This is a genomic window from Pseudomonas sp. LF-5 (genome assembly GCF_037626295.1).
Taxonomy (GTDB): domain Bacteria; phylum Pseudomonadota; class Gammaproteobacteria; order Pseudomonadales; family Pseudomonadaceae; genus Aquipseudomonas; species Aquipseudomonas monsensis.
The window spans coordinates 685,629-702,275 of the sequence record NZ_JARKMT010000001.1 but is presented as its reverse complement, the minus strand read 5'-3'; the positions used below and the strand labels follow the sequence as shown (position 1 = coordinate 702,275).

Sequence of the window (16,647 nt, the reverse complement as noted above, 5' to 3'; positions counted from 1 at the left end):
TGCCGGGCAAATGGTGAAAAGTCAATCTATCCCCGACGTCATGCTTTTTTTGCCAAGTCATTGATGCAGGAACAGTTTTCTGTGTCTACGCCGAGGCTGGATCACGATGTATCTGTGAATCCATCCTTTATTTGTTATCAATGAGGTGCCCATGAGTCAGGCGTTTCTCCCCTTCTCTCGCCCGAGTATCGGCGATGAGGAAATAGCCGCTGTAGAGCAGGTGTTGCGCTCGGGCTGGATCACGACAGGGCCGAAAAACCAGGCACTCGAAGAGCAATTTGCGCAGTATGTCGGTTGCCGCCATGCGGTGGCCCTGTCTTCAGCAACTGGCGGGATGCACATTGCCCTGCTGGCTCTGGGCATTGGTCCGGGCGACGAAGTCATCACCCCGTCGCAGACCTGGGTCTCGACCGCCAACATGATTTCCCTGCTCGGCGCCAAACCGGTGTTCGTCGATGTCGACCGCGACACGCTGATGACCGACGCTGCGCGCATCGAAGCGGCCATCACCCCGCGGACCAAGGCAATCATCCCGGTGCATTACGCCGGCGCCGCGTTCGATCTGGATCCGCTGTATGCCCTGGCCGACAAGCACGGCATCACGGTCATCGAAGACGCTGCGCATGCCGCCGGCACCCGCTACAAGGGGCGTCACGTCGGTTCGCAAGGCACGGCGATTTTCTCCTTCCACGCGATCAAGAACATGACCTGCGCCGAAGGCGCAATGTTCGTCACCGACGACGAAGCCCTGGCCAGCCGCGTGCGTATGCTCAAATTCCACGGCCTGGGCGTTGATGCCTATGATCGCCTGACCGGTGGCCGCAAGCCGCAGGCACAAGTGATGGAGCCGGGCTTCAAGTACAACCTGGCCGACATCAATGCCGCGATTGCCTTGGTGCAATTGCAACGTCTGGACGAAATCAACGCCCGCCGTACCGAACTGGCCAGCGCCTATCTGCAAAAATTCGAACGCCTGCCGGTACAGCCGCTGGCTCTGCCCGGCTATGCCCAGCAACACGCCTGGCACCTGTTCATCCTGCGCATCGACAGCGAGCGCTGCGGCATGGACCGCGAAACCTTCATGAAAGGCTTGCAGGATCAGGGCATCGGCACCGGTATCCACTTCATTGCCACCCACCTGCACACCTGGTATCGCCAGCGTGACCCCGACCTGTATCTGCCCAACACCGAATGGAACTCGGCGCGACTCTGCTCGATTCCGTTGTTCCCCGACATGACCGATCAAGACCTTGATCGTGTCGTCGGTGCCATCGCCACCCTTTTGGACAAACGCCCGTGAAACCCTATCCAATCCGATGTGTGTCGATCGTTATCCCGGTCTACAACGAACAGGACAGCCTGCCGGAGTTGCTGCGCCGCACCGAAGCGGCGTGCCGGATGCTGCATCATGAATTTGAAATCGTCCTGGTGGACGACGGCAGTCGCGACGACTCCGCCCAGTTGCTTGAAGAAGCGGCGAGCCGCGTAGACAGCCCGTTCGTGGCGGTCATTCTCAACCGCAACTATGGCCAGCACGCGGCGATCATGGCCGGCTTCGAGCAGTGCAAGGGCGATGTCGTGATCACGATCGACGCCGACCTGCAGAACCCGCCGGAAGAAATCCCGCGCCTGGTCGCCGAGGCCGAAAAAGGCTACGACGTGGTCGGCACCGTGCGTGGCAATCGCCAGGACTCGGCGCTGCGCCGCTACCCGTCGAAGCTGATCAACCTCGCCGTGCAACGCTCCACCGGCGTCGCCATGAGCGACTACGGCTGCATGCTGCGCGCCTATCGCCGCACGATCATCGACGCGATGCTCGCCTGCCGTGAACGCAGCACGTTCATCCCGATCCTCGCCAACAGCTTCGCCCGCCACACCACCGAAATCGTTGTCGCCCACGCCGAGCGTGAACACGGCGATTCGAAATACAGCCCGATGCGCCTGATCAACCTGATGTTCGATCTGGTGACGTGCATGACCACCACACCGCTGCGTCTGCTGAGCATCGTCGGCTTCGCGATGGCCGGGTTGGGCGTGTTGTTCGCCATTGCGCTGATCGTGCTGCGCCTGGCGTTCGGCGCCGACTGGGCGGGTGACGGCATGTTCGTCCTGTTCGCCGTACTGTTCGTGTTTACCGGTGGCCAGTTCATCGGCATGGGCCTGCTGGGTGAATACCTGGGTCGCATGTACAGCGACGTGCGCGCCCGCCCACGCTTCTTCATTGAAAAGGTGCTGCGCAGTCAGCCGGCCGTTCCGGCCCCTGCGGTCACCGTTGATGGTCTCTCTTCTTCTCCTACTTCTTCCGATCAGGTTCTCTCATGAGTGCAAAAACTGTTGTCTTCGCCTACCACGATATTGGCTGTGCCGGCATTGAAGCCCTGCTCGACAGCGGCTATGACATTGCAGCAGTGTTCACTCACGCCGATGACCCGAAAGAAAACGCGTTCTACGCGTCGGTGGCGCAACTGTGCGCCAGCAAAGGCATCCCGGTGCACGCCCCGGAAGACGCCAACCACCCACTGTGGATCGAACGTATTGCCAAGCTGAACCCGGATTACATTTTCTCTTTCTACTATCGCAACCTGCTGAGCGAAGCACTGCTGGCCACCGCCAAAAAAGGCGCGTTCAACCTGCACGGCTCGCTGCTGCCACGCTACCGCGGTCGCGCACCGGCGAACTGGGTGCTGGTCAACGGTGAAACCGAAACCGGCGTTACCCTGCACCGCATGGTCCAACGCGCTGATGCCGGCGCCATTGTGGCCCAGCAACGCGTGGCCATCGAGCGCAGCGACACCGGTCTGACTCTGCACGCCAAACTGCGCACTGCCGCCAGCAATCTGCTGCGCGACACCCTGCCGAACATGTTGCAAGGCAGGATCACCGAAACTCCGCAGGACGAGTCCAAAGCCACCGTGTTCGGCCGTCGCACTCCGGCGGATGGCAAGCTGATCTGGGCCAAACCGGCTGAAGAACTGTTCAACCTGGTGCGTGCCGTGACCCGTCCTTACCCGGGCGCCTTCTGCGCCGTGGGCGAGCACAAGCTGATCGTCTGGAGTGCCGAAGTCGTCAAGGGCAATGAAGGTCAGGCCCCAGGCCGTGTGATCAGCGTCGATCCCCTGCGCATTGCCTGCGGTGAAGACTCGCTGGCAATCACTGCCGGTCAGCGCAACGACAACGGTCTGTACCTGAGTGGCCCGCAACTGGCCAACGAACTGGGTCTGGTTGACGGCTCGCTGTTGCGCGGTGCCGAGTCCGGTCGTGCGCCACGTCGTACCCGCGTACTGATCCTCGGCGTCAACGGTTTCATCGGTAACCACCTGTCCGAGCGCCTGCTGCGTGACGACCGTTACGATGTCTACGGTCTGGACATCGGCTCCGACGCCATCGAGCGTCTGCGCAGCCACCCGAACTTCCATTTCGTCGAAGGCGACATCAGCATTCACTCCGAGTGGATCGAATACCACATCAAGAAGTGCGACGTGGTTCTGCCGCTGGTGGCCATCGCCACTCCGATCGAATACACCCGCAACCCGCTGCGCGTATTCGAACTGGACTTCGAAGAAAACCTGAAGCTGGTTCGCTACTGCGTCAAGTACAACAAGCGCGTGATCTTCCCGTCGACCTCCGAAGTCTATGGCATGTGCCAGGACAAGAACTTCAACGAAGACACCTCGAACCTGATCGTTGGGCCGATCAACAAGCAGCGCTGGATCTACTCCGTATCCAAGCAACTGCTGGACCGCGTGATCTGGGCTTACGGCGCCAAAGGCCTGAACTTCACCCTGTTCCGGCCGTTCAACTGGATGGGCCCGCGTCTGGACCGTCTGGATTCGGCCCGTATCGGCAGCTCCCGCGCCATCACCCAACTGATCCTCAACCTGGTGGAAGGCACGCCGATCCGTCTGTTCGACGGTGGCGAGCAGAAGCGCTGCTTCACCGACATCGCTGACGGCATCGAAGCTCTGGCCCGCATCGTCGATAACGAAAACGATGCCTGCAACGGCCAGATCATCAACATCGGCAACCCGGACAACGAAGCCAGCATCCGTCAGTTGGGCGAAGAGCTGCTGCGTCAGTTCGAAGCGCACCCGCTGCGCCACAACTTCCCTCCGTTCGCCGGTTTCCGCGACGTGGAAAGCAAGGCGTTCTACGGTGCCGGCTACCAGGACGTGGAACACCGCAAGCCAAGCATCGCCAACGCCAAGCGCCTGCTGAACTGGGAACCGACCGTGGAGATGAGCGAAACCATCGGCAACACCCTGGACTTCTTCCTGCGTGAAGCCATGCTCGAAATCGCGGACAAGAAGTAATGCAGGCAGGACTTCGTATAGATGTCGACACCTACCGCGGCACCCGTGAAGGTGTGCCGCGACTGTTGGAAATGCTCGACGAGGCTCAGGTCAAGGCGACGTTTTTCTTCAGCGTCGGCCCGGACAACATGGGACGGCATCTGTGGCGCCTGATCCGCCCGCAGTTCCTCTGGAAAATGCTGCGTTCCAACGCCGCCGGCCTGTACGGCTGGGACATTCTGCTGGCCGGCACTGCCTGGCCGGGCAAACCGATTGGCCGGGATCTCGGGCACCTGATGCGTCAGGCCCGGGACGCCGGTCATGAGGTCGGCCTGCACGCCTGGGATCACCACGGCTGGCAAGCCAATGCCGGGCGCTGGAGCCAGGCGCAACTGATCGAGCAAATTCGTCAGGGCGTGGACACGTTGAGCGATATCCTCGGTGCGAAGATCGAGTGTTCGGCCTCCGCCGGCTGGCGTGCGGACGAACGGGTGATCGAGGCCAAGCAGGCCTTCGGCTTTCGCTACAACAGCGATTGCCGCGGGCAAAGCGTGTTCCGTCCGCTGCTGGCGGACGGCACACCGGGCACGCCGCAGGTTCCGGTGGACTTGCCGACCTTCGATGAAGTGGTCGGCCCGCACGTGGCGGCGAAGGACTTCAACGCCTTCATCCTCGACCGGTTCCGGCCGCAGGCACTCAACGTCTATACCATTCATGCCGAAGTCGAAGGGATTCTGATGGCTCAGGACTTTCGTCAATTGCTGGTCAATGCTCGCCAGCGCAGTATTGACTTCCAACCCTTGGGCAACCTGTTGCCCGAGTATTTCAACTCCTTGCCCGTGGGTCGCGTGCAACGCGGTGCGCTCGAAGGCCGTGAAGGCTGGCTGGGAGTGCAAGGCGCATGACCAGACGCTGGGCACTGCCGCTGTTGATCGGGCTCTGTCTGCTGGCCTATCTGTTGCCGTTGAGCACACATGGCCTGTGGATCCCCGACGAAACCCGTTACGCACAGATCAGCCAGAACATGCTGCTGAGCGGCAACTGGGTCTCGCCGCATTTCATGGGGCTGCGTTATTTCGAGAAACCGATTGCCGGTTACTGGATGATCGCAATCGGCCAGGAATTGTTCGGGCAGAATCTGTTCGGCGTGCGTTTCGTGTCGGCCCTGAGCACTGCCTTGAGTGTGCTGCTGGCCTACCTGATCGCGCGCCGGCTGTGGAACGATCCGCGCAAGAGTTTCGTCTGCGCCCTGCTCTACATGAGCTTCACCGTCGTTGCCGGTCAGGCCGGGTACGCCAACCTCGATCCGCAGTTCACCTTCTGGGTCAACCTGAGTCTGGTGACGCTGTGGTTTGCGCTCGACAGCAAAAGCACCGGCCAACGTCTGGGGGCCTGGGCAGTGCTGGGACTGGCCTGCGGCATGGGGTTCATGACCAAGGGTTTTCTCGCCTGGTTGTTACCGGTGCTGATCGCGTTGCCGTGGATGCTCTGGCAGAAACGCTGGCGCGAACTGCTGGTGTTCGGTCCGGTGGCCATCGCCATCGCGATCGTCGTCAGCTTGCCGTGGGCACTGGCGGTGCATGCGCAGGAACCGGATTACTGGCGGTTCTTCTTTTGGCACGAACACATTCGCCGCTTTGCCGGCGACGATGCGCAGCACGATGCGCCGTGGTGGTTCTACTTGCCGCTGCTGGTGCCCTTCAGTCTGCCGTGGGTCGGCCTGTTGCCAAGCGCTTTCCGGCAAGCCTGGCAAACCCGGACCCAGTCGAAGATGGTCTTCCTGCTGTTGTGGCTGTTGCTGCCGCTGGGCTTTTTCAGCCTGAGCAACGGCAAGCTGCCGACCTACATCCTGCCGTGCCTGTTGCCGATGGCGTTGCTGCTGGGCAATGCGCTGGCTGATCGCTTGCGGCTGGAGCAAGGCCGGGCACTGGGGATCAATGGCCTGCTGAATCTGCTGCTGGGCGTGGTCCTGCTGATCGCACTGGTTTACCTGCAATTGACAAAACCGGTGTACGACCACGAACTGCACAGCATGGTGCTGGTGTTCATCGCCCTGATCGGCTGGATCATCGCCAACCTCGCGCAAGCGTTCCTGCCGCTGCAATGCTGGGCGGCACCGGCACTGGGCAGCCTGTTGCTGGCGGGGGTGCTGCCGGCGGCGTTGCCCAAGTCGGTGGTGGCCAACAAAACCCCGGATCAGTTCATCCGGCATCACGTCACTGAACTGTCCGGCACCACGCATTTGCTGAGCAACGACCTGGGCGCCGCAGCAGCCTTGGCCTGGCGTCTGAAAACGCCGCAGGTCGCGCTGTACAACACGGTCGGCGAACTCAAGTACGGACTTTCCTATCCTGAAGGCGTCGAACGCCGGCTCACCAAAGAAACCGTTCAACAATGGGTCCGCGAAGCCCGCCGCACCGGATCGGTCGGCGTACTGATGCGCGTCAAGGGTCAGAGCGAGCTGGAAGAGCTCGACCTGCTGCCCAAGGACGGTACCCGTTACGAATCGGGCAATCTGGTGATTATGGTCCTGCCCAGGGTCGCGTCATGAGTTGGCTACTGTTACTGACGGCGTGCCTACTGACGTGCCTGGGGCAAGTGGCGCAGAAATTCGCCGTGGAAAGCTGGCGTGGCGTCGAGTCGTCCTGGGCCGACAAACTGCGTTCGCCATGGTTGTGGCTGGCGCTGTTGGCCCTCGGTAGCGGGCTGCTGGTCTGGCTGCTGGTGTTGCAGCGCCTCGAAGTGGGCATCGCTTACCCGATGCTCAGCCTCAACTTTGTCCTGATCACCCTGATCGCCCGCTTCGTCTTTCGCGAGCCCATCGACCGCCGGCATTGGCTGGGCGTGGCGCTGGTGATCGGCGGCGTGGTGCTGCTGGGGCAACAGTCATGAACAAGGCACGCGGTATCGGCTTTGCCCTGGCCAGTGTGGGCCTGGTCAGCAGTGCCCAGTTGGGCATGCGCTGGAGCATGACGCGCCTGCCGCAACCGGAACAATGGCTGACGGCGCTGAGCGCCGGCAGTGTTGATCTGAGCGCATTGGCCGTGGTGATCGCGGCGATTTTCGCCTACGCCCTGTCGATGCTCTGCTGGCTCGCGACGCTGCGCGACCTGCCGTTGGGGCGGGCCTATTCGCTGTTGAGCATCAGCTACGCGCTGGTGTACCTGCTGGCGGCCAGTCTGCCGCTGTTCAACGAATCGTTCAGTTTCACTAAATCGCTGGGCGTGGCACTGGTCATGCTCGGGGTCATCACTATTAACTCTCGTCCGTCTCGTGCGCCCGAACTCAGGAGTGCTCCATGAAAATCACAGTATTTGGTAGCGGTTATGTGGGTCTGGTGCAGGCCACCGTGTTGGCCGAAGTCGGCCATGACGTTGTGTGCATGGATATCGACGAGAAGAAAGTCGAACTGCTGCGCCAAGGCCACGTCAGCATTTTCGAACCGGGTCTGTCGAGCCTGGTGCGTGAAGGTCTGGACTCCGGTCGTCTGACGTTCACCGCCGATGAAAAACTCGCCGTGCAACACGGTCGCGTCGCGTTCATCGCCGTGGGCACACCGTCCAGCGAAGATGGCTCGGCCGATCTGAAATACGTGCTGTCGGTGGGTAACGCCGTGGTACGCCACCGTGAGCAGCCGCTGATTCTGGTGGAAAAATCCACCGTACCGGTCGGCACTGGCGACACCCTGCGTGCGCACATCGAGGCCGCGCTGGACGCCGCCGGCCGTGAACTGCAGTTCGATATCGTCTCCAACCCGGAATTCCTCAAGGAAGGTTCGGCGGTGTCCGACTGCCGTCGTCCCGACCGCATCGTCATCGGCTGTGAAGGTGACGAGGTACGCGATGTGATGCGCGACCTGTACTCGCCGTTCAACCGCAACCACGACCGCATCATGTTCATGGACCTGCGCAGCGCCGAGCTGACCAAGTACGCCGCCAACTGCATGCTGGCAACCAAGATCAGCTTCATCAACCAGATCGCCGAACTGGCCGAACACCTGGGCGCCGACATCGAGTCGGTACGTCAGGGCATCGGTGCCGATAGCCGCATCGGTTATCACTTCATCTACCCGGGCTGCGGCTACGGCGGTTCGTGCTTCCCCAAAGACATGCGCGCGCTGATCCACAGCGCCGAACAGGCACACTGCTCCAGCGACCTGCTACAAGCGGTCGAGGCGATCAACGAGCGGCAGAAGCACAAGCTGTTCGACCGCATCAATGCGTTCTACAAAGGCGACCTGCGCGGCAAGACCTTCGCCCTGTGGGGCCTGGCGTTCAAACCGAACACCGACGACATGCGCGACGCACCGAGCCGCGTGCTGCTCGACTCGCTGTTTGCCGCCGGCGCCAGTGTTCGCGCGTTTGACCCGGAAGCGATGCAGGAAACCCAGCACCTGTACCCGAACGAAGAAAAACTGATGCTGATGGGCACCCCGGAATCAGTACTGGCGGGTTCCGATGCGCTGATCATCTGCACCGAATGGCAACAGTTCAAGGCACCCGATTTCGACCTGATCGAGCAACGCCTGAAAGCCCCGGTGATCTTCGACGGCCGCAACCTGTACGACACCGACCGCCTGGCTCGCAATGGCTTCAAGTACTTCCCGATCGGCCGAGGCGATTCGCGCAAACTGCCGATCCCGCTGCAGCAGTGGTCCGCCACTGCGTACGTCGCTTGATCACGTTGTCGCCCGAGATTCGCCGACAGTCCCTGCTCGCAGGGCTGTTGGCGTTTTTATTGTGCATGGCCGGGGTCTACGGGCAGGCCCCTATCGGTTTCGATTCGCGGTTTGTGTTGTTCGCACAGGAAATGTTGCGCCACGGGCCGACGGTCTTTCCCACGACGTATGGCCAGCCGTACGCGGATTATTCGGCGGTGTCGACGCTGTTTGTCTGGCTGCTGTCGCTACCGTTCGGAACGGTGAATGCCTTGACCGCGTGGGCACCGAGCGCGATGGCCGGCGCCGTGATCGTCACGTTGATGTATCGCTTGCTGGCGCCGTACTCGCGGCGCTGGGCGTTGATCAGTATCGCGTTGCTGATGTTGACCAGTGGCTTCGTGACCGAAGTGCGCGCGGTGTCGCAGGATCTGCTGCTGGCGGCGGTGGCGTTCGCGGTGTTTTACCTCGGTTATGCCCACGACCATTTCGCGGGTGGGCGCCGTTGGCCGCTGATTTTCGCCTTGCTGTTGCTCGGTTTCGGCATTCGCGGTCCCATTGGCCTGGTGGTGCCGACCGGCATGCTCTGCAGTTATTACCTGCTCAATCGACAGTGGTCGCGTCTGCTGGTGTTTGGTGTGCTGGCAGCGGTGTTGCTGGTGGCGTGCGTCGGTCTGCTGTTGTGGCTGGCCCGGGTCATCGGCGGTCCGGGATTCATGCAGGACGTGATCCGCATGCAGTTCATGGGGCGCATGGACGGTAGCGAAGGGGTCAGCGGATCGCTGTATTACTTCACCAGTTCCTTCGGCAACTATGCGCTGGCCTACCCGTTGGCGTTATTGGCATTGGCGGCGTCATGGCTGGGCAAACCGCAGCAGCGCGGCCCCGCGTTGCGTCTGGTGCAGTATTGCGCGGCGGCCGGGTTGATCGTGATGGTCGGCTTGTCGATCCCGCAAGCGAAGAAAGCGCGGTATCTGCTGTCGATGTTGCCGATGGCGGCGATCATTGCGGCGTATCCGTTCCAAGTGGCACATGGCTGGGTGTTTCGCGGGTTGCGCGGGTTGATGCTTGGCCTGTGGCTGCTGACGCCGGCTGTCCTGATGGTGCTGTTGTTCGTGGCGCGCCGGCGCTTTCCCGAGCAATTGCAAGACGTCACCTTTGTTTTGATCGGCCTCGGTGCACTGCAACTGGTGGCGCTGTCACGGCTGTTGATGCCGCGTTGGCGCCCGGAAGTCCTGGCACTGACGGCGGTCCTGGCATTGTGGACGGTTTATGTCGCGGTATTTGAACCGGCCGAGCGGCGTCTGTACGACACGCAAACCTTCAGCCGGGACGCCTTTGCGCAGATTCAGCGCAATCCCGCGCCGGTGGTGCTGCACGGCATGGGCAAGGATGCGAAGGCGATCAAGTTCATGGTCAACCTCGAGCAGGACCTGCAACCGCAGTTCAGCGACAGCATCCAGCAACTCGAGGCGGTTCACGGCCCGGCGTGGCTGATGATGGATCGCAGCGATTTCCAGGCCCTGCAAGGCACGCCAATCGGTGAATTAAAACCGGTACTGACTGGCAGCTTCGACAAAAACGACTACGTCCTGTTGTTCCTCAAGCCCTTGTAGGCATTGCCGAAGGCTGCGATCTTTTGCTGTTTAAGCATCAACAGCAAAAGATCGCCGCCAGTGGCAGCACCTGAAGGGATTTAGTGACCATGCATTTTGTTGTACGTCGGGCGCAGCAGCGTGATGCCGCCGCCCTCCCCGCCATCGAACGTTCGGCCGCCGAATTGTTTCGCATAGACCCTACCCTCGCCTGGCTGGCCGATGCCCCCGTGCCCGATGCCGAACAGCACTTACAGGCAATCCGCAGCGTTTTGGTGTGGGTGGCCGAACACACTGATCAGCAACTTGGCGGTTTTCTGCGGGCGGTGGAAGTCGACAACCAACTGCACGTTGAGGAACTGTCCGTCAGCCAACATTTTCAGGGTCAGGGAATGGGTCGCAAGTTGCTGTTGATGGCCATTGAGTACGCCGCTGAGCAGCAACTTCGCGCCGTCACGCTGACAACATTTTCCGATCTGCCGTGGAACGCACCGTTTTATCAAAAAATCGGCTTTAGCCTGTTAACCCCGCAAGAAACACCGGCGTATCTAGTCGATGCGTTAAACAGCGAAGCAGCCCACGGATTGCCGATTGAACGGCGTTGCGCCATGCATCTTGAACTCAAACCGCAGCCTTGAGATCGACCCCCAACGCTTGGGCAAACGCCTTGACCAACGGACTGCGCACCGTGTTGTGACGCAGGATCAGATTGAACGGCGTAACGATGTGAATGCGCTGCGGCAGCACCGCACGAAACTCCCCGGCCGCGACCAGTGTTGCAGCGTAATGCTCGGGCAGAAAACCCACGAAACGGCCGGTCTTGATCAGCAATGCCACGGCCTCGACCTGAGTGGCAGAGGCGGAAAAACTGTCATAGCGCGCATAGTTGAGCTTATCGCGGTGGATCGCATAGCGGTGGTTGATGCACTCGTAATCCTGCAGCACATTGCCACTCATTTGCGTCTCGGGCATATCGAACAGCGGATGACCGAGCGCACAGTAAACTTGCGAGCGCTCCTCATACAGCGAGTAATAATCAAACTCTTCACGGCGTTGATAAACCGGAACAATTCCAGCAACTAATCGACCTTCTACGACACCTCTTTCAATCTCATCCAGCTGCGACGCCTGAAGTTGAAATCTTACTTTTGGCGACTCTTCATTGATTTTCTTCAGCGCTGCAACTAACGGCGAACCAGGATCGCTGATCGTATTGTCGATAACGCCCACCCCCAGATCACCAATAAGTTCGTTTTGTGCAGAACTAAGCCGGTCACGGAAGTTGTCGACAGAGGCAAATAGATCAATTGACGCCTGATACACCAGGCGCCCTTCTTCGGTGAGGTGAAACCCCTCGCGCCCACGGGTACACAAACGCATGCCAATACGGATTTCCAGATCGGAGATCTGCTTGCTGATGGCCGCCAGGCCCACATTCAGCTCGTTCTGCGCGGCGCTGAAGCCTCCAGCTTCGACCACGGCCTTGAACACCTTGAGCAGTTTGAAGTCCAGTCCGCTGAGGGCCAGCGGTGCTCGGTGAGCCGTTTTGACCGGCGGGTTTCCGGAATTGGAAAGTGGGGTTTCCATAATGCTGATTTACCTCTGGCGCAATGTTCAACAATCTGTGTCCAACAACAAAAACATCGCCGACTAATAATAATGATCACAGAAAACACGGCTTGGCAACTGCCAGAAAATCCCGAACATCAGTGCCAACTGACTGATCGCCAAACATTAAAAGCTGACACTTCGATCAGCTCTCGCGACATTGCAACTGCCCTCTTGAAAACTGCTTTGGCCTGAATCCGTCCGCTGATTGTTCAGCCGGAATTTGCAGGTCATGCACACCGATTTCAGTTCGCGTTACCGACGAGGAAAACAACCAATGTCTCAAACCACCGACCGTCTCTGGGGCGCCCGATTCAAAAGCGGCCCGTCCGCTGCCCTGGCGGCGTTGTCCCGTTGCCCTGAGCGCTATTTCCGCCTCACCCCGTACGACTTGGCCGGTTCCAAGGCGCATGCCGGTGAACTGCAGCGTGCCGGTCTGCTCACCGAGCAGGAAACCCGGACCATGCTCGCCGCGCTGGACGCCATCGGTGCAGACTTCCGCGCTGGCAGCATCGCCCCGACGCTGGACGACGAAGACGTTCACACCTTCATCGAACGCCTGCTGACCGAGCGCCTCGGCGCCTTGGGCGGCAAGCTGCGCGCCGGGCGTTCGCGCAACGACCAGACCGCCAACGATCTGCGTCTGTTCCTGCGTGACCATGTGCGCACCCTGGCCGTGGAAGTCCTCGCTCTGCAACAGGCGCTGGTCGACCAGGCCGAACAGCATGTCGAAAGCATCTGTCCCGGTTTCACGCACTTGCAGCAGGCGCAGCCGATCGTCTTCGCCCACCATTTGCTGGCTCACGCGCAGTCGATGCTGCGTGATGTGCAACGGTTGGTGGACTGGGACGCCCGCACCTCGTTGTCGCCACTCGGTGCTGCCGCCATGGCCGGTTCTGCCATTGCTCGCCAGCCGCAGCAATCGGCAAAGGAAATGGGCTATGCCGGCGTCTGCGAGAACTCCATCGACGCCGTCGCCAGCCGCGATCACGTGGCCGAATTCCTGTTCATCGCCAGCATGCTGGGGATCAACATTTCACGTCTGGCCGAAGAGTTTTGCCTGTGGTCGTCGCGCCAGTTCCGCTGGGTTGATCTGGACGATGCCTACGCCACCGGCAGTTCGATCATGCCGCAGAAGAAAAACCCGGACATCGCCGAACTGGCGCGGGGCAAGGCCGGGCGCTTGATCGGCAATCTCACCGGTTTGCTCTCGACGCTCAAATCCCTGCCACTGTCGTACAACCGCGATCTGAGCGAAGACAAGAACGGCGTGCTCGACAGTGTCGACACCTTGCTGCTGGTGCTCCCGGCGATGGCCGGGATGGTCGCGACCATGACCGTCAACGTGGCAGAACTGCGGCGTCAGGCACCTCTCGGTTTCACACTCGCCACCGAAGTCGCCGACTGGTTGGCGATGCGCGGCGTGCCGTTCAAGGAAGCGCACGAAATCACCGGCGCGCTGGTGCAGGCCTGCGAGAAACATGGCATCGAATTATGGGAAGCCTCGCCGGCGCTGCTGACCGAGATCGATCCGCGCCTGACCGCTGATGTACGCGACAGCCTGACGCTGGAGGCCGCCATCGCTGCCCGTAGCGGTTGGGGCGGTACCGCGCCGCAACAGGTGCGCGAGCAGATCGGCCGCTTGAAAACCGCCCTCGCCGCGCAACAGCAGTGGACGGAAAACTACCAGGGCTTCCGCCTCTAACGGCCATGGCACATAACCTTGTGGGAGCGAGCTTGCTCGCGAATGCGGTGTGTCATTCAACCTCGATGTCGCCTGACACGGCCTATTCGCGAGCAAGCTCGCTCCCACAGTGATCGTGTTGGATTTGAAAGTACAGTTCGGAGAAACACCATGAGCCAGACTCAGGCAGAACGACTCCAGGCGGAGCGCAAACTGGCGGAAAACCAGTTCGATATCACCCAGTACCAGCATGTGCCACGGCGCTACTACGGGCGGATTTTTTTCGCCACGCTGATCGTCATCGCGATCATCGGCCTGGTGCGCGCCTTCGCCGAAGGCAAGATCGAATGGTCGTACATCGGCCAGTTCCTGACCTCCCAGGCGATCATGTGGGGCCTGTTCAACACCATCATCATGGCCGTCCTGGCGATGGCGCTGGGCATCGTGTTCGGGGTGATCACGGCGATCATGCGCATGTCGGCCAACCCGATCCTGCGCTACGTGGCGCTGACCTACACCTGGCTGTTTCGCGGTACGCCGCTGATTCTGCAACTGCTGCTGTGGTTCAACCTGGCGCTGATTTTCCCCACCATCGGCATTCCCGGGCTGTTCGAACTCGACACCGTGAGCCTGATGACCCCGTTCGTGGCAGCGCTGCTCGGCTTGAGCATCAACCAGGGCGCCTACACCGCTGAAGTGGTGCGCGCCGGCCTGCTGTCAGTGGACACCGGGCAGTACGAAGCGGCCAAGTCGATCGGCATGCCGCGTCTGCAGGCGCTGCGCCGGATCATCCTGCCGCAGGCCATGCGCATCATTATTCCGCCGGTCGGCAACGAATTCATCGGCATGGTCAAGATGACCTCGCTGGCGAGCGTGATCCAGTACTCGGAACTGCTCTACAACGCCCAGAACATTTACTACGCCAACGCCCGAGTGATGGAGCTGCTGATCGTCGCCGGTATCTGGTACCTGGCCACTGTCACCGTGCTGTCCTTTGGTCAAAGCCGCCTGGAGCGTCGCTTTGCTCGCGGCGCCGGCAAGCGTTCTTGAGGAATCGAACATGAGAAGCATCGTCAAGGCCGTCAGCCTGAACAAGTATTACGACCAGTACCACGCGCTCAAGGACATCAACATCGAGGTCGAGCAAGGCGAAGTGCTGTGCATCATCGGCCCGTCCGGCTCGGGAAAGAGCACCCTGCTGCGCTGCGTCAACCAGTTGGAAAAGATCGACAAGGGCGGCTTGTGGGTCGACGGCGAACTGGTCGGCTATCGGGTCGCAGGCAACAAACTGCACGAACTCAATGAGTCGCAGATTGCCCGCCAGCGCCTGGCGACCGGCATGGTGTTCCAGCGCTTCAACCTGTTTCCGCACATGACTGTGCTGCAAAACATCATCGAAGGCCCGTGCCAGGTACTCAAGCGTTCGCCCAAGGAAGCCCACGAAGAAGCCTTGGAACTGCTGGCCCGCGTCGGCCTGGCCGACAAATGCAACAGCTACCCGATCGAACTTTCGGGTGGTCAGCAGCAACGAGTCGCCATTGCCAGGGCCCTGGCCATGCGCCCGAAACTGATGCTGTTCGATGAACCCACTTCGGCACTCGACCCGGAACTGGTCGGTGAGGTGCTGTCGGTCATGCGCGATCTGGCGCAGACCGGCATGACCATGATCGTCGTCACCCATGAACTGGGCTTCGCCCGCGAAGTTTCCAATCGCATGGTGTTCATGGATGGCGGGCAGATCGTGGAGGCTGGAAGCCCCGAAGAAATACTAATAAGTCCGCAAAACCCGCGCACCCAAAGCTTCATTTCTGCCGTTCGAACCTAAGCACCGATTGGTGCCACAACACTCATAAGAGAACGACCATGAAGAATTTCGTAATCCCAGCTGCACTCGCTTCTGTCATGTCTTGCGGTTTTGCCGTTGCCGCCGATCTGCCGGCCGGCATCAAGGAAAAAGGCGAGATCGTCGTGGCAATCATGCCGAACTATCCGCCGATGGACTTCAAGGACCCGGCCACCAACACCCTCACAGGCCTGGACTATGACCTGGGCAACGCGCTGGCCGAACGTCTGGGGGTGAAGATCAAATGGCAGGAAACCGGCTTCGAGCAAATGATCAATGCGCTGACCACCGACCGCGTCGACATGGTGTTGTCGGGCATGACCGACACCGCCGAGCGCCAGGCCAGTGTGACCTTCGTCGACTACTTCACCAGCGGCCCGCAGTTCTACACCTTGCAGAAGAACACCGCGACCAACGAGATCATCGACCTGTGCGGCAAGAAAGTCGGCACCAGCCGTCGCACCACATTCCCGGCGGAAATCGCCGCGTGGAGCAAGGCCAACTGTGAGGCGGCCGGCAAACCGGCGATCAACGTGATCGGCACCGAAGGCTCGGCCGACGCCCGTGCGCAACTGCGCCAGAGCCGGATCGATGCGGCGATGCAGGGCAGCGAGACGTTGTCGTACCTGAAGACTCAGGAAAAGGACATGTACAAGACCGTCGGCCAGCCGATCTCGGTGCAGTTCACCGGCCTTGGCGTGAGCAAGAAAAAACCCGAGCTGAGCGCAGCGGTGAAAGTCGCGTTGCAGAGCATGGTCGATGACGGCAGCTACAACGCAATTCTGAAGAAGTGGGACCTGGAGCTGGGCGCGATCAAGGAAGTGACGATCAACGCCGGTCAGTAACACTTCGCCGCAGCTCCCTGCAGGAGCTGCCGCGGACTGCGATCTTTTGATCTTGGTCTTGAAAACACGATCAAAATCGCAGCCTGCGGTAGCTCCTGCAGGATTTGGCGTTCACCCATGAATAAC

The 16,647-nt window shown here is 60.6% G+C and carries 15 protein-coding genes; 14 read left to right on the top strand and 1 reads right to left on the bottom strand.

The features are described from left to right. The first annotated feature begins 151 nt into the window (after positions 1-151). The 10 genes from arnB to PseuLF5_RS03190 all read left to right on the top strand — a co-directional run bounded on the left by arnB (position 152) and on the right by PseuLF5_RS03190 (position 11,179). Positions 152-1,300, top strand: a complete 1,149-nt coding sequence (gene arnB, locus PseuLF5_RS03235) for a UDP-4-amino-4-deoxy-L-arabinose aminotransferase (RefSeq protein WP_340132913.1) — start codon at positions 152-154, stop codon at positions 1,298-1,300. Further along, positions 1,297-2,322, top strand: a complete 1,026-nt coding sequence (gene arnC / locus PseuLF5_RS03230) for an undecaprenyl-phosphate 4-deoxy-4-formamido-L-arabinose transferase (protein WP_340132912.1) — start codon at positions 1,297-1,299, stop codon at positions 2,320-2,322. Before arnB ends, arnC begins: the two co-directional genes overlap by 4 nt. Continuing rightward, positions 2,319-4,310, top strand: coding sequence for a bifunctional UDP-4-amino-4-deoxy-L-arabinose formyltransferase/UDP-glucuronic acid oxidase ArnA (gene arnA / locus PseuLF5_RS03225; RefSeq protein ID WP_340132911.1), 1,992 nt, complete (start codon positions 2,319-2,321; stop codon positions 4,308-4,310). Before arnC ends, arnA begins: the two co-directional genes overlap by 4 nt. Beyond that, positions 4,310-5,194, top strand: a complete 885-nt coding sequence (gene arnD / locus PseuLF5_RS03220; RefSeq protein WP_336346658.1) for a 4-deoxy-4-formamido-L-arabinose-phosphoundecaprenol deformylase — start codon at positions 4,310-4,312, stop codon at positions 5,192-5,194. The genes arnA and arnD overlap by 1 nt, the downstream gene beginning before the upstream one ends. Beyond that, positions 5,191-6,840: a lipid IV(A) 4-amino-4-deoxy-L-arabinosyltransferase gene (gene arnT, locus PseuLF5_RS03215; RefSeq protein WP_340132910.1), complete on the top strand. Its 1,650-nt coding sequence runs from the start codon at positions 5,191-5,193 to the stop codon at positions 6,838-6,840. Before arnD ends, arnT begins: the two co-directional genes overlap by 4 nt. Continuing rightward, entirely contained in the window at positions 6,837-7,181 is a 345-nt protein-coding gene (gene arnE / locus PseuLF5_RS03210) for a 4-amino-4-deoxy-L-arabinose-phosphoundecaprenol flippase subunit ArnE (RefSeq protein ID WP_186745412.1), read from the top strand. Before arnT ends, arnE begins: the two co-directional genes overlap by 4 nt. Then, on the top strand, positions 7,178-7,591 hold the full coding sequence (arnF, locus tag PseuLF5_RS03205) for a 4-amino-4-deoxy-L-arabinose-phosphoundecaprenol flippase subunit ArnF (protein ID WP_222832870.1): 414 nt from the start codon (positions 7,178-7,180) through the stop codon (positions 7,589-7,591). The genes arnE and arnF overlap by 4 nt, the downstream gene beginning before the upstream one ends. Further along, a complete protein-coding gene (locus PseuLF5_RS03200; RefSeq protein WP_123468860.1) occupies positions 7,588-8,967 on the top strand; it encodes a UDP-glucose dehydrogenase family protein in 1,380 nt (459 codons plus the stop codon). Before arnF ends, PseuLF5_RS03200 begins: the two co-directional genes overlap by 4 nt. Next, positions 8,964-10,562: an ArnT family glycosyltransferase gene (locus PseuLF5_RS03195; protein WP_340132909.1), complete on the top strand. Its 1,599-nt coding sequence runs from the start codon at positions 8,964-8,966 to the stop codon at positions 10,560-10,562. Before PseuLF5_RS03200 ends, PseuLF5_RS03195 begins: the two co-directional genes overlap by 4 nt. Positions 10,563-10,651: 89 nt before the next feature. Next, on the top strand, positions 10,652-11,179 hold the full coding sequence (locus PseuLF5_RS03190; protein ID WP_340132908.1) for a GNAT family N-acetyltransferase: 528 nt from the start codon (positions 10,652-10,654) through the stop codon (positions 11,177-11,179). On the opposite strand, the gene PseuLF5_RS03185 is transcribed toward PseuLF5_RS03190, so the two are convergent. After that, the gene (locus tag PseuLF5_RS03185; protein WP_123468866.1) at positions 11,163-12,128 is read right to left on the bottom strand and encodes a LysR family transcriptional regulator; all 966 of its coding nucleotides are present in this window, start codon (positions 12,126-12,128) and stop codon (positions 11,163-11,165) included. The two genes, PseuLF5_RS03190 and PseuLF5_RS03185, sit on opposite strands and share 17 nt — an antisense overlap. 298 nt (positions 12,129-12,426) lie before the next feature. On the opposite strand from PseuLF5_RS03185, the gene argH reads away from it, so the two are divergent. The 4 genes from argH (at position 12,427) to PseuLF5_RS03160 (ending at position 16,521) form a co-directional block, all read left to right on the top strand. Beyond that, positions 12,427-13,854, top strand: a complete 1,428-nt coding sequence (gene argH / locus PseuLF5_RS03180) for an argininosuccinate lyase (protein ID WP_186745420.1) — start codon at positions 12,427-12,429, stop codon at positions 13,852-13,854. A gap of 150 nt (positions 13,855-14,004) precedes the next feature. Next, positions 14,005-14,883: an amino acid ABC transporter permease gene (locus PseuLF5_RS03170; protein WP_123468870.1), complete on the top strand. Its 879-nt coding sequence runs from the start codon at positions 14,005-14,007 to the stop codon at positions 14,881-14,883. Between the two features lie 10 nt (positions 14,884-14,893). Beyond that, a complete protein-coding gene (locus PseuLF5_RS03165; RefSeq protein WP_340132907.1) occupies positions 14,894-15,658 on the top strand; it encodes an amino acid ABC transporter ATP-binding protein in 765 nt (254 codons plus the stop codon). 38 nt (positions 15,659-15,696) lie between these two features. Further along, a complete protein-coding gene (locus PseuLF5_RS03160; protein ID WP_123468874.1) occupies positions 15,697-16,521 on the top strand; it encodes an ABC transporter substrate-binding protein in 825 nt (274 codons plus the stop codon). Positions 16,522-16,647 lie beyond the last annotated feature (126 nt).

Bases quoted from the DNA above. Each gene is read 5' to 3' on its own strand.
- arnB (WP_340132913.1), top strand. From the start codon at position 152: ATGAGTCAGGCGTTTCTCCCCTTCTCTCGCCCGAGTATCGGCGATGAG.
- arnA (WP_340132911.1), top strand. From the start codon at position 2,319: ATGAGTGCAAAAACTGTTGTCTTCGCCTACCACGATATTGGCTGTGCC.
- arnD (WP_336346658.1), top strand. From the start codon at position 4,310: ATGCAGGCAGGACTTCGTATAGATGTCGACACCTACCGCGGCACCCGT.
- arnT (WP_340132910.1), top strand. From the start codon at position 5,191: ATGACCAGACGCTGGGCACTGCCGCTGTTGATCGGGCTCTGTCTGCTG.
- arnE (WP_186745412.1), top strand. From the start codon at position 6,837: ATGAGTTGGCTACTGTTACTGACGGCGTGCCTACTGACGTGCCTGGGG.
- arnF (WP_222832870.1), top strand. From the start codon at position 7,178: ATGAACAAGGCACGCGGTATCGGCTTTGCCCTGGCCAGTGTGGGCCTG.
- PseuLF5_RS03200 (WP_123468860.1), top strand. From the start codon at position 7,588: ATGAAAATCACAGTATTTGGTAGCGGTTATGTGGGTCTGGTGCAGGCC.
- PseuLF5_RS03190 (WP_340132908.1), top strand. From the start codon at position 10,652: ATGCATTTTGTTGTACGTCGGGCGCAGCAGCGTGATGCCGCCGCCCTC.
- PseuLF5_RS03185 (WP_123468866.1), bottom strand. From the start codon at position 12,128: ATGGAAACCCCACTTTCCAATTCCGGAAACCCGCCGGTCAAAACGGCT.
- argH (WP_186745420.1), top strand. From the start codon at position 12,427: ATGTCTCAAACCACCGACCGTCTCTGGGGCGCCCGATTCAAAAGCGGC.
- PseuLF5_RS03170 (WP_123468870.1), top strand. From the start codon at position 14,005: ATGAGCCAGACTCAGGCAGAACGACTCCAGGCGGAGCGCAAACTGGCG.
- PseuLF5_RS03165 (WP_340132907.1), top strand. From the start codon at position 14,894: ATGAGAAGCATCGTCAAGGCCGTCAGCCTGAACAAGTATTACGACCAG.
- PseuLF5_RS03160 (WP_123468874.1), top strand. From the start codon at position 15,697: ATGAAGAATTTCGTAATCCCAGCTGCACTCGCTTCTGTCATGTCTTGC.